Origin of the sequence: Streptomyces sp. NPDC006544 (assembly GCF_040611715.1) — a bacterium.
Classification (GTDB): Bacteria; Actinomycetota; Actinomycetes; order Streptomycetales; family Streptomycetaceae; genus Streptomyces.
Window position 1 is genome coordinate 1 of sequence record NZ_JBEXOV010000161.1, and the last position, 10,494, is coordinate 10,494.

The 10,494-nt window shown below is 72.1% G+C and carries 16 protein-coding genes; 10 read left to right on the forward strand and 6 right to left on the reverse strand.

All coding sequences use genetic code 11. The annotated features are described in order from the left end of the window. Positions 1–87: 87 nt before the first annotated feature. A complete protein-coding gene (locus tag ABZY44_RS36115; protein WP_356661514.1) occupies positions 88–261 on the reverse strand; it encodes a CsbD family protein in 174 nt (57 codons plus the stop codon). Between the two features lie 188 nt (positions 262–449). Between ABZY44_RS36115 and ABZY44_RS36120 the strand changes: the two genes are divergently transcribed. The 4 genes from ABZY44_RS36120 (at position 450) to ABZY44_RS36135 (ending at position 2,427) form a co-directional block, all read left to right on the forward strand. Then, positions 450–830 (forward strand): PRC-barrel domain-containing protein, encoded by a 381-nt coding sequence (locus ABZY44_RS36120; protein WP_356661516.1) that lies wholly within the window; start codon positions 450–452, stop codon positions 828–830. A 513-nt stretch (positions 831–1,343) separates the two neighbouring features. Beyond that, positions 1,344–1,505 (forward strand): hydrophobic protein, encoded by a 162-nt coding sequence (locus ABZY44_RS36125; protein ID WP_356661518.1) that lies wholly within the window; start codon positions 1,344–1,346, stop codon positions 1,503–1,505. Positions 1,506–1,655: 150 nt separating this feature from the next. Then, entirely contained in the window at positions 1,656–2,024 is a 369-nt protein-coding gene (locus ABZY44_RS36130) for a PRC-barrel domain-containing protein (protein WP_356661520.1), read from the forward strand. Between the two features lie 136 nt (positions 2,025–2,160). Continuing rightward, entirely contained in the window at positions 2,161–2,427 is a 267-nt protein-coding gene (locus ABZY44_RS36135) for a DUF4235 domain-containing protein (protein WP_356661542.1), read from the forward strand. A 72-nt stretch (positions 2,428–2,499) separates the two neighbouring features. On the opposite strand, the gene ABZY44_RS36140 is transcribed toward ABZY44_RS36135, so the two are convergent. Both ABZY44_RS36140 and ABZY44_RS36145 read right to left on the reverse strand, forming a co-directional pair. Then, positions 2,500–2,688: a DUF6381 family protein gene (locus ABZY44_RS36140; RefSeq protein WP_356661522.1), complete on the reverse strand. Its 189-nt coding sequence runs from the start codon at positions 2,686–2,688 to the stop codon at positions 2,500–2,502. 84 nt (positions 2,689–2,772) lie between these two features. Further along, positions 2,773–3,996 carry an aromatic acid exporter family protein gene (locus ABZY44_RS36145; protein WP_356661524.1) on the reverse strand — a complete coding sequence of 408 codons (1,224 nt, stop codon included), beginning with the start codon at positions 3,994–3,996 and terminating at the stop codon, positions 2,773–2,775. 195 nt (positions 3,997–4,191) lie between these two features. Here ABZY44_RS36145 and ABZY44_RS36150 point away from each other — a divergent pair, with 195 nt between their 5' ends. After that, positions 4,192–4,374 carry a hypothetical protein gene (locus ABZY44_RS36150; RefSeq protein ID WP_356661544.1) on the forward strand — a complete coding sequence of 61 codons (183 nt, stop codon included), beginning with the start codon at positions 4,192–4,194 and terminating at the stop codon, positions 4,372–4,374. A 110-nt stretch (positions 4,375–4,484) separates the two neighbouring features. Here ABZY44_RS36150 and ABZY44_RS36155 read toward each other — a convergent pair whose 3' ends face one another. Next, the gene (locus ABZY44_RS36155) at positions 4,485–4,886 is read right to left on the reverse strand and encodes a hypothetical protein (RefSeq protein WP_356661526.1); all 402 of its coding nucleotides are present in this window, start codon (positions 4,884–4,886) and stop codon (positions 4,485–4,487) included. Between the two features lie 481 nt (positions 4,887–5,367). Between ABZY44_RS36155 and ABZY44_RS36160 the strand changes: the two genes are divergently transcribed. Continuing rightward, on the forward strand, positions 5,368–6,213 hold the full coding sequence (locus ABZY44_RS36160; protein WP_356661528.1) for a class II glutamine amidotransferase: 846 nt from the start codon (positions 5,368–5,370) through the stop codon (positions 6,211–6,213). Positions 6,214–6,248: 35 nt separating this feature from the next. Here ABZY44_RS36160 and ABZY44_RS36165 read toward each other — a convergent pair whose 3' ends face one another. Further along, positions 6,249–6,740, reverse strand: coding sequence for a DUF5133 domain-containing protein (locus tag ABZY44_RS36165; RefSeq protein WP_356661530.1), 492 nt, complete (start codon positions 6,738–6,740; stop codon positions 6,249–6,251). Positions 6,741–6,939: 199 nt separating this feature from the next. Further along, positions 6,940–7,344 (reverse strand): STAS domain-containing protein, encoded by a 405-nt coding sequence (locus tag ABZY44_RS36170; protein WP_356661532.1) that lies wholly within the window; start codon positions 7,342–7,344, stop codon positions 6,940–6,942. A 266-nt stretch (positions 7,345–7,610) separates the two neighbouring features. On the opposite strand from ABZY44_RS36170, the gene ABZY44_RS36175 reads away from it, so the two are divergent. The 4 genes from ABZY44_RS36175 to ABZY44_RS36190 all read left to right on the forward strand — a co-directional run bounded on the left by ABZY44_RS36175 (position 7,611) and on the right by ABZY44_RS36190 (position 10,419). Beyond that, positions 7,611–8,978: a mycothione reductase gene (locus tag ABZY44_RS36175; RefSeq protein WP_356661534.1), complete on the forward strand. Its 1,368-nt coding sequence runs from the start codon at positions 7,611–7,613 to the stop codon at positions 8,976–8,978. Between the two features lie 163 nt (positions 8,979–9,141). Continuing rightward, positions 9,142–9,471, forward strand: a complete 330-nt coding sequence (locus ABZY44_RS36180) for a hypothetical protein (RefSeq protein WP_356661536.1) — start codon at positions 9,142–9,144, stop codon at positions 9,469–9,471. A 92-nt stretch (positions 9,472–9,563) separates the two neighbouring features. Beyond that, positions 9,564–9,890, forward strand: a complete 327-nt coding sequence (locus tag ABZY44_RS36185) for a WhiB family transcriptional regulator (protein WP_356661538.1) — start codon at positions 9,564–9,566, stop codon at positions 9,888–9,890. Between the two features lie 154 nt (positions 9,891–10,044). Further along, positions 10,045–10,419, forward strand: coding sequence for a PRC-barrel domain-containing protein (locus tag ABZY44_RS36190; RefSeq protein WP_356661540.1), 375 nt, complete (start codon positions 10,045–10,047; stop codon positions 10,417–10,419). The last annotated feature ends 75 nt before the right edge of the window (positions 10,420–10,494 follow it).

Sequence of the window (10,494 nt, forward strand, 5' to 3'; positions counted from 1 at the left end):
GGGGCCCCCCGCCGGGGGGGGGGGGGGGGCGCCCCCCCCCGGGGCGCCCCCCCCCCCCCCCACCGGCGAGACGGTCTGCGCGGGCGGTCAGTGCTTGAAGACGTCCTTGGCCTTCTCCTTGGCCGCGCGGGCGTCGCCCTTCGCCTGCTCCCCACGGCCCTCGGCTTCCAGCCGCTCGTTCCCGACCGCGTGGCCCGCGATTTCCTTGATCTTGCCCTTGGCCTGCTCGGTCTTGGCCTTGCTCTTCTGCTCACCCGACACTTCTGATCACTCCCTGTGCGCTCGGAAACGTCTTGCACTACCTCTTCTGACCCGGCTGCGCGAGGGCAAACAGCCGTGCTGTGCCGAATCTTTGTCCGCCGAGTCCGGTCCACCAGGGTTTCCTGGCGCGGGGACTGGGCAGTCGGCCGGTAGTGGATCGTGAGCCTCGGACGAGGGAGTTGCTTTTCGTGAACGGGAACGTGTGGGCCTATCGGCAGACGTCGGGCTACCGGCCGGGTATGGACCTGACCGGCTACAAGGTCCAGGCGACGGAGGGATCCATCGGCAAGGTCGACAAGCACTCCGATGAGATCGGCTCCGCCTACCTGGTGGTCGACACCGGCCCGTGGATCTTCGGGAGGGAAGTCCTCCTCCCGGTCCGCGCGATCACGAAGGTCGACGAGGAAGCCCGGCGGATCTACATCGACCTCACCAAGGCGGAGATCGAGGACGCCCCCGAGTTCGACCGGGACAAGCACCTCGGCAACGCGGACTACCGTTCCGCACTGAGTGCGTACTACGGCTTCGGCGCCTCCTTCGCCGGCCGTCCCGCCACGCGGGCGGCCTGAGGCGCAGCAGGACTCCCGGAGTCCGGCCGACGCCCCCCACTCCCCGGGAGTGGGGGGCGCCGGCCTGTTCGGGCTCCAGAGGGGCACCCTGGACGAGCCCTCGGCCGCGCCGTGCGGGGGCGGCCGGTCTGCGCCGGGCTGCTGCCGTCGGGTTCCGGAGCCCGGGGACGGCGGCTCAAGCGTCGTCGCCGGGGGTTCGCCGGTCGCCCCGGTCCCGGCCGCGGAACGGCCGGAGGCCCGGGGCATCCGGGTGCCGTACGGATCCGGGCGGCAGCCCGTCGTGCGTTCGGGATCCGGTCGGCGTTCTCCGGGGACGTCGCGCGTCCGGGGCCCGATGCGGATGCCCCCCGCTGTGCGGTGCGGGCTTCCGCTCCTTCGCGTATGGCCCGTCAGATTCGGCCCAAACAGCAGCGGAAAAAGGTGTACTGAGAGGGCGTCAAGAAAACGGGGAACCGGTTCACAGGTGTGGGACCGCGGCGGCGGGGCACACGCCTGTCCGGAGGTTGATAAACAATGGTTCCCCTTATTCTTGTTCTTCTGCTCATTCTGATTCTCTTCGGTGCGGGTTTCGCGGTGAAGATCCTTTGGTGGGTCGCGATCGCCGTACTGGTCCTCTGGCTCATCGGCTTCGTCGCCCGTCCCAAGAGCGGCAGCGGACGGTGGTACCGCTGGTAGGGAGATGTCGTGACCCCCGCGAATGAGTCGCCGGGGGCGGGGCAGGAGAAGTTCAGGCGGACACACCATCCGCCGTGCAAGGCATCGGAAAAGGATGGACGGAGAGGAATTGCTTTCCGTCCGCCACTTACCGGAGGAGTTGTTTTTCGCGTGACTGAACATGCCTGGAGTTACAAGTCGACGGCGGGCCACCTGGCCGGCACCGATCTGACCGGTTACAAGGTCGAGGCGACCGACGGGAGCATCGGAAAGGTCGACAAGCACTCCGACGAGGTCGGTGACGCCTATCTGGTCGTGGACACCGGCGTATGGATCTTCGGCAAGGAGGTCCTCCTGCCGGCGAGCACGGTGACCCGGATCGACGCGGAGAACAAGAAGATCTTCGTCGACCGGACCAGGGAACAGATCAAGAACGCTCCCGAGTTCCACCGGGACAAGCACCTCGGTGACGCGGGCTACCACGAGGAACTGGGCACGTACTACGGGAGCGGCGCTCCCTTCGGCGGCCGCCCCGCCTGACCCGTTGCGTGAGGGGGCCCGAACTCGTCGAGTTCGGGCCCCCTCACGCGTTCGCCCCGCTCACGTGGGTGCCCACACCTCGGCCAGGCGCGCACGCGAGCGGAGCGACCGAGCGAAGGAGAAGGTGAGTGACAAGGTGAAGGCATCCAAGATCGGGTACAAGCCGGTCGGCATGGCTCTCGGCGCTCTCAGCGGCATGATCGCCGGAATGGCGTTCAAGCAGGCCTGGAAGATGATCGAGGGGGAGGGCGACGCTCCCGGCGCCACGGACGAGGACCGCTCCTGGAAGGAGATCCTCGTCGCCGCCGCTCTGCAGGGAGCGATCTTCGCCGTCGTCAAGGCCGCCGTCGACCGGTCCGGGGCCGCGGCGACCCGGCGGGTGACGGGCACCTGGCCCGCGTGAACCCGCGAGGCGCCGGCCGCGCCGGCGGGCTGCCGGCGCGACCGGGAGCGGCGCCGGCCGGGTGACCCGCGCCTACATGGGGTCCATGGTTCCGCTGCCGCGGCCGTTCTCCTGCTCGCTCTTCTCCCGAATGTGCAGGGCCTTCTCCGTCAGCCGCTGTCGCTCCGCGGGATCGGTGGCGTGCTGCGCCGCCTGCTCCAGCTCCTGGGCCTTGTCGCGCATCTGCCGGGCTCGCTCGCTCGGCTGGTTCTCGCCGCTCATGATCAATCCTCGGTTCGGGGGAGGCGGGCCTCTCCAGCCAAGCAGGGGGGACGTCCGCCCGCCACCGCACTCCGCCGCGTCACCTCACTTCGCCCTCCCACCCCACCTCGGCAGCCCCGGCAGCGCACCCCGGAGCCGGCCGCGCAGCCGGTCCGTGCTCCGCGTGCGGGCGTGGCGGTCCAGTTCCTCCAAGAGGCGCTGGGACCGTGTGTCGACGTCCAGCTCGTCGAGGACCCGGTCGATCTCGGTGAGCAGCGCGCCGTGCAGCTGCCAGTGCGCCGGATCCTCGCGCGCGGAGGCCAGCAGCAGGTCCGCGAGCCGGTCGCGGTGGCCCCGGGCCACGGCCAGCTCCCCGGTCAGGCGGGCCTCGGCCTCTTCGGCGTTGGCGCTGACCTGTGCGGTGATCAGCTGGGCGAAGCTCTCCACGGCGATCGCGGTGTGGCGCAGCACCTCCTGGAGCGCGGCGGTGGTCCCGGCGTCGAAGAACGGGCCGTCGGGGCGGGCTTTGGCCAGGTCGGTCAGCGTGCGGCAGGCCACGCGGAGCACAACGGCGCAGATCTCCAGCGTGTCGAGGCCGGTACGCAGCACCAGCCGGAAGAGCAGGCCCTCCTTGACCCGCGGATTGAGCCGGAGGCTGTCCTCGGCCTGCCGCAGGGCGGCGTCGACCTGTGCGATGTCGTTGTCGAGCCGCCGTGCCTCGTGCAGCCGGGCCGCGGCCTGTTCGACCCTGGCCGGTCCGAGGGGTTCCTCGCCGAGGTGGTCGAGCAGTCGGCTCATGCGCAGCGCGAGGTCGGTGATCGCGGTACCCGCGGGACCGACCCACAGGGGCGGCGCCAGGAGCAGGTTGACCAGGAGCCCGACCACCGCGCCGATGACCGTTTCCAGGACGCGGTCCCAGGCGGTGTCGGTGACCTGGGTGACTCCGAGGACGAGCATGGCGCTGATCGCGACCTCGGGGACGAACTCGTCGACCCGGACCAGGCGGCCCACCACCAGGGAGGCCAGGATGAGCAGGCCGAGGCTCCACCAGGTGAGCCCCACCAGCACGCTGAAGCCGATCGCGATCAGCACGCCGACGACCACGGCGTTCACCCTGCGGATGCTGGTGGTCAGCGTGGAGTACAGGGTCACCTGGACGACGAGCAGGGCGGTCAGCGGGGCGGTCAGCGGGTTCGGCTCACTGCTCAGGCGCAGTGCGACGACGTAGCTGATGACGGCTGCCGCCGTGGACCGCAGGGCCTGGACGGCGACCGGCTCGCGGCGGCGCCGCGCGACCCGGGTGACGAGCTTGTTGATCATTTCCGGCATGTCCGGGCACCTGCCCAAGACGCCACCGGATGACGCATGACGGCCGGTCCTTTCTCCGTGCCTCACCTCGATGGCGTCTCCCGCGCCCCCGCACCGGTCGTTTCCCCGGCTCGCTCGTCTACGGCTCCGTGACGCGGGTAGGCGCGCGGTACGAGTCGTCGGGTCCCGACCGGACCCCGTGGGAGAGGAGCAGCCGTGCACGGCATGGAGGACAAGCGCCAGGAACCGGGAAAGGGCCGCGAGGAGCAGGTGCAGGAGCACCCCGGTCCGGACCCGGTGCACCCCGAGGCCAGCAAGCCGGTCTCGGGCAAGAGTCCCGAGGAAGTACGGCGGATGCAGGAGGAGAGGATGGCTCACGAACACGACGACACGAAGTGACGACGCGAAGTGACGACGCGGACTGACGGCGGGCCGGTGGCGCGGGCCACCGGCCCGCGGCGCGCCTGCGCCGGAAGCCGGGGTGGAGGGGCTGCGACCGCCGCCCGTTCCTACGGACCCTCGTCGTAGACCCCCGCCTCGACCTCGAGGGCGAGTTCCCGGAGGACCTCGATCGCGGAGACGTCCGTCCGGCCATTGTCGTGCGCGATCGCGAGGCTGGTGAACGCCAGGCTGAATCCGGAGACCATGGTGTGCAGGGCGGGGCCCAGGGCCTGGGCCACCACCGCGGCCACCTGTTGCGGCGAGGCGTCGGCCGGCACGCTGATCGACGGCAGCATCTCGTTGAGGAGCATCGTGGCCACCCCGGCCGTCTCCTCCGGGTGGTCGCCGCCGGCGTCGCCGTCACCGTATGCGCCGCCGGTGTCCTCTTGTCCGGCCTCGGCTGCCCGGCGGATGTCCTGGGCCTCGGTCAGGATGCCGATCACTCGCTTGAGTACCTCTGCGCGTTCCACCGTGCCGAGCGTAGTCCCGCACCCGGACGTGCGGGTGCTCGTCCTCGCTTTCGTCAGGGCCGGCGGATCACGGCCGGCGTGCGCGCGGGTGCCCGTGGGCACGCCGCGGTTCCGCGAGCCCCGGTCGCGAGCGCGTGCTCCCGTCGCCCGCGGCGTGGACCCGGCGGGGCCGGTGCCGGAACTCCCGTGCCTCGACAGCGGGTTGGCAGGCCACACCGCCGGCACGGCGGCGCCGAGGCTCCGGAGGTGCCGTAGGCGTTCGGCCCGCGGCTCTTTCACCGGCCGGCGTCCGGGTCGTCCGCCGACAGGCGGGGGGCGGGGGCCGCCCCGCAGGTCCGGTCGTTCCCGGCGACCCCACCGCGGCGCACGCGCCCTGCGGACATCCGCGCGAACGCCATCGCGGCCCGGCGCGGGATAAGGGGCGGGAGGCCGGGTTAGGCTCGGAGCCGGCCGCGAACGAAGCGGAAAGGAGATGGTGCGCATGTGCCGCTGGCTCGCCTATTCGGGTTCACCCATGCTGCTCGACGCCGTGCTGTACCGCCCGGAACACTCTTTGATCAATCAGAGCCTCCATGCCCGGATGGGTGTCGAATCGACCAACGGCGACGGTTTCGGGATCGGCTGGTACAGCGCCGACGGCGACGGCACACCAGCGGTCTTCCGGGACATCGCCCCGGCCTGGAACAACCGCAACCTGCGCGAGCTCGCCGCGCACGTGCGTTCCACCCTCTTCTTCGCGCACGTCCGCGCCTCGACGGGGTCCGCGGTCCAGCAGACCAACTGCCACCCGTTCCGGCACGGCCGCTGGCTGTGGATGCACAACGGGGCGATCGCGGAGTTCCCGAGGCTGCAACGGGACCTCTGCATGGCCGTCGACCCGGCCCTTTTCCCGTCCATCGAGGGGTCCACCGACTCCGAGGTGATGTTCTACCTGGCGGTCACCTACGGCCTCGACCAGGACGTTCCGGGCGCGGTGGCCCGGATGGCGGGGCTGGTGGAGCGGCTCGGCAAGGAGCACGGCGTACCGGAACCGCTGCAGATGACGGTGGCGGTGAGCGACGGAGAGCGGGTCTGGGCCTTCCGCTACTCCAGCCGGGGCGAGTCCCGCTCGCTCTTCTACAGCGGCCGCGCCGAGACCGTGCGCCACCTCCACCCGGAACTGGAGCTGGACTACCTGCGGGAGATCTCCGACGCGACCCGCATCGTGGTCTCCGAGCCGCTCGGAGACCTGCCGGGCGTGTGGAACGAGGTCCCCGAGGCCAGCTACGTGGTGATCCCGTCCGACGCGGAGGCGGACTACCTGCCCTTCGTCCCCGAGTTCCCCTAGCCTCGCCGGCGCCGGGTTCCACGAGGGGCCGGGCGTCAGGCCGCTGCCGCCAGGAGCTCCTCCGCCGCCAGTACCGCTCCGTGCGCGGTGGGACGGCCCATGAGGACGCACAGCGTGTACGCCGCGTCGTCCATGGCCCGCAGGGCGCCGGGGTCGGCCGGCGTGGCCAGCAGGCGGGCCTGGCAGCCGCGGAGCCGCGAGAGGACCTCTTCGGCCCGTTCGCGGTTCGGCTGGATGCCCGTCTGCGGGGTCCGCGCCCGGGCCGGAGCGCGCGCGGCCCTGACGGCCTGGCGGAGGGCTCGTTCCAGACGCACCGGTACGGCCCCCGTGCCGAGACCGGCGGTGATCGCCGCCGCCAGGTCCAGCACGTTCACGTCGGCGAGGTCCGCGGCCGCCGCCAGGATCTGTTCGGCGTCGCGGACGGAGCACGGGGTGGTGGCCATCAGCATCCCCACGGCCGATGCGGCCGTCGGCCGGGCGAGGAGTGGTCTGCCCGGAGCGACCTGAGCGTCGGCTGTGTGAGACATGGGAGGAGCCCTTCGATCCAAGGCCACAAGAAGCGATCGGGTGAATACGCAAGGTATGTCGCTTTTGGGTCATCCGGCACGTCAAACGACCCATCCGGGCGAACCTTGCCGTCCGCCCGTCCGCCCGTCCGCCCGTCCGCCCGTCCGTGGTCCGCGTGGGAGGCGCCGCAGGTCCCGTCGGGTCGGACAGGCGGGCCCGTCAGGTGCGGGAGGCCTCGAGGTCGAGAGCGCGGGCCCGTTCGGCGCGGCCTTCGATCAGATGGCGGAATCCGGCCAGTGCGTACCGCTCCCCGGTGGCCGACCCGGGTCCCCGGATCCCGGCGACGGTGGCCATGAGCTGCTGGGGCTGTGGCTGCCAGCCGACGGCCAGGACCCGCAGCCCGAGGCATTCGGCGCGCCGGTGCAGGTCCAGGAGGAGGAGCAGGCCGGCGGTGTCCATGTACCGGACGTGGTGCAGGTCGATCATCAGGGCGGTGGTGTCGGTGGTGATGTCGCGCAGGGCCTGGTGCAGCGCGGATGCGGCGGCCGCGTCCAGGTCCCCGATGACACTGATCAGCACGGTAGTGCCGCGGCGCTCGGTCTCGATGGTCAACGAAGCAGTCACGGTGCCCCTTCTTTCACGGCCCGGCAGCGATCCCGGGCCCGAGGCCCTTATCCTCGCGCCGGTGACGGCCGTGCCCCGTACGGCACGCCCTAGTCCCGTGGCCGGAAAGGTTCACCGGGCGCCGTGACCCGGCGAAACCTTCCGGCCGCCGCACTGGCGCCGCGTCCGCCACCGGAGGCTTCCGCGTCCTGATCGGGGCCGTCCCGTACCGGACGGGCGGCGCGTCCGGGGAACCCGGTCCGGTCCCGGCCTCGTAGCCTGGCAGCATGCGTCAGCACGATCTGGTCGTCATCGGTGCGGGATCCGGCAACGCGGTCGTCGACGATTCGTTCGCCGGTCTGGACGTGGCCGTCGTCGAGGAGAGGTGGTTCGGCGGCACCTGTCTGAACGCGGGCTGCATCCCGAGCAAGATGTTCGCCCACACCGGTCACGTGGCCCGGACGGTCGGCGAAGCCGGCGCCTTCGACGTGGACGCGGAACTGCGCGGCGTGCGGTGGCGGCAGATGCGGGACCGGGTGTTCGGCCGTCTGGACGCCGAGCGGGAGGAGGGCCGCCGGGGCCGCCGGGAAGCGGACTTCGTCACCGTGTACGAGGGGAGGGCGCGCTTCACGGGCCCGCGCGAGCTGCGGATCGCTCTCGCGGACGGCGCCGTGGACATCACGGCGCGCCAGATCGTCATCGCCGCCGGCGGCCGCCCGCTGGTGCCCGGGCCCGTCGCCGACTCCGGGCTGCCCTACGAGACCTCCGACACCGTCATGCGCATCGACGCGCCGCCCCGCCGGCTCGCCGTCCTCGGCGGGGGCTACATCGCCGCCGAGCTCGCCGAAGTCTTCGCCGCGGCAGGCAGCTCCGTGGTCATCGTGGAGAAGGAGGACCACCTGCTCGGCCCGCAGGACGAGACGGTCGCCGCACGCTTCACCGAACTGGCCCGCTCCCGCTACGAGCTCAGGCTCGGCCGGGAGGTCACCGCCGTGGGCGGCCGTGCGGGCGCGCTCCGGCTGACCCTGGACGACGGCGCCACCGTCGAGGCGGACATGCTGCTGGTCGCGGCGGGCCGGGTGCCCAACAGCGACCGGCTGCACCTCGACGCCGCGGGCATCGCCACGCGCGACGACGGCCGCATCGTCGTCGACGCATACCAACGCACCGGCGTGGAAGGCGTCTTCGCGCTCGGCGACGTCTGCACGCCCGTACCGCTCAAGCACGTCGCCAACCGCGAGGCACAGGTCGTCGCGCACAACCTCCGCCACCCGGACGACCTGATCGCGGCCGATCACGACCTGGTGCCCGCGGCCGTCTTCACTCGCCCGCAGATCGCCTCCGTCGGCGCCACCGAGCAGGACTGCCGAGAGCGGGGCGTGGACCTTCTGGTGGGCGAAGCCCGGTACGAGGACATCGCCTACGGCTGGGCGTTGGAGGACACCACCGGCTTCTGCAAGGTGCTCGCCGAACGCGGCACCGGCCGCCTGCTCGGCGCCCACCTCATGGGCCCGCAGGCCCCCGCGCTCATCCAGCCCCTCGTCCTGGCGATGGCGCTGGGCATCGACGCGGCCACGCTCGCCACGTCCGCGTACTGGATCCACCCGGCGCCCACCGAGCTCGTCGAGAAGGCCCTGCTCGACCTCGGCCTCTGACCACCGGCGCCGGTCGGGCCGGGGTCGCGTGGCGTTCGCCCGGACGCGCCCCGAACTCGCCCGGGTGAACCGCCCGTTGCCGGGTATCCGCGGAACGCGACGGTCGGACCCGACGGCACTCCCGCTCGGGCGGCCACGGACGACTCGAAGGAAGGGCACCCCGATGACGAGGACAGGCTCACCCGGCGACACGGTCCTGCGGGCCACCGGCCGGATACGGGACAAGGCCGCGCACGTCGCGCGCCTCGTGGAGCACAAGACACCCGATCCCGTCCGTGACCGGGCGGTCCGCACCGCCGCCCAGGTGCGCGACGCGGCCTCCCGGGCCGGGCGGCTCGCCGCGCACAAGAACCCCCGCTTCGGCGGCGCGAAGTCGCCTTGGGCCGCCGGGGCCAGGGGCCGCAGCGGCCCCGGTCCGGCAATGGCCGCCGCCGGTGTACTGGCCGCGGCCCTGCTCGTCCGGCGGGCGAGGCGGGCGCGGCACCAGAAGTAGCGGTGCGTTTCAAGTGCCCCGCGCGGGTCAGACGGGGAGGGACCGCGCGTCCGGACCCACGCGCGCACCCTGTGTCCGTTGGAGGTTTCGAGGTGACGAACGCGTCGCGGCTGCCGGCTCCTGCCGAGTACGACGGGCGATGGCAGGAGGACGCCGCCTGCCACGGGCTGGGCGCGCGCCTCTTCTTCCGGCCCCCCGGCGACCGGGACCGTGACCCCGGGCGGGGGGAAGCGGCGGCCAGGGAGGTCTGCGCGTTGTGCCCGGTGCAGCGGGACTGCCTGCGGCACGCGTTGAAGACCGCGGCGCCGGCGGGGATCTGGGGCGGCCTCACCGAGCGTGAGCGACGGCGTCTGCGGACCGCGGAAGGGTCGTTGCCGGCGCGGTCGTCCCCCGCTCGAGGCGCCGCCTCCTCCCGGTGAGGTGAATGAAGGGCCGGGGGAGGGGCATCCGATTTCCCGGGGCGGGCCGGGGCCGAGCGCCGACGCCGCCGCGTACGACATCGAGAAGGGGTGGGAGAGACGTCGGGGACATCCCCGGCGTTCCCCTTCCCCGTTATCTGAGGAGCTGTTTCGCGTGACTGAGCATGTGTGGAGCTACCACTCGGCCGTCGACCACCTCGCGGGTGGCGATCTGACCGGCTACAAGGTGGAGGCGACCGACGGCGACATCGGCAAGGTGGACAAGCACTCCTACGAGGTCGGTGATGCCTACCTCGTCGTCGACACCGGGATCTGGATCTTCGGCAAGGAGGTCCTCCTGCCGGCGAGCACCGTGGTCCGGATCGACGCGGACGAGGAGAAGGTCTACGTCGACGCCACGAAGGAGCAGATCAAGGACGCCCCGGAGTTCCACCGTGACAAGCACCTCGCCGACGCCGAATACCGCGCGGAGCTCGGCACGTACTACTCCACGGGCGGTCGTGGCCCCTACGGCGGCCGCATCGTCTGATGTGGGACACATGGCCGTGGCGACGCCGCCACCGCCGCCGTCTCCGCGATAGCCGCCCAGCAGGGCGCCTGGGCC

What these genes read in the sequence shown, in the direction of transcription:
- ABZY44_RS36140 (WP_356661522.1), bottom strand. Translation starts at nt 2,688, where the DNA reads ATGAGCGGCGAGAACCAGCCGAGCGAGCGAGCCCGGCAGATGCGCGAC.
- ABZY44_RS36160 (WP_356661528.1), top strand. Translation starts at nt 5,368, where the DNA reads ATGTGCCGCTGGCTCGCCTATTCGGGTTCACCCATGCTGCTCGACGCC.
- ABZY44_RS36125 (WP_356661518.1), top strand. Translation starts at nt 1,344, where the DNA reads ATGGTTCCCCTTATTCTTGTTCTTCTGCTCATTCTGATTCTCTTCGGT.
- ABZY44_RS36145 (WP_356661524.1), bottom strand. Translation starts at nt 3,996, where the DNA reads ATGCCGGAAATGATCAACAAGCTCGTCACCCGGGTCGCGCGGCGCCGC.
- ABZY44_RS36175 (WP_356661534.1), top strand. Translation starts at nt 7,611, where the DNA reads ATGCGTCAGCACGATCTGGTCGTCATCGGTGCGGGATCCGGCAACGCG.
- ABZY44_RS36180 (WP_356661536.1), top strand. Translation starts at nt 9,142, where the DNA reads ATGACGAGGACAGGCTCACCCGGCGACACGGTCCTGCGGGCCACCGGC.
- ABZY44_RS36165 (WP_356661530.1), bottom strand. Translation starts at nt 6,740, where the DNA reads ATGTCTCACACAGCCGACGCTCAGGTCGCTCCGGGCAGACCACTCCTC.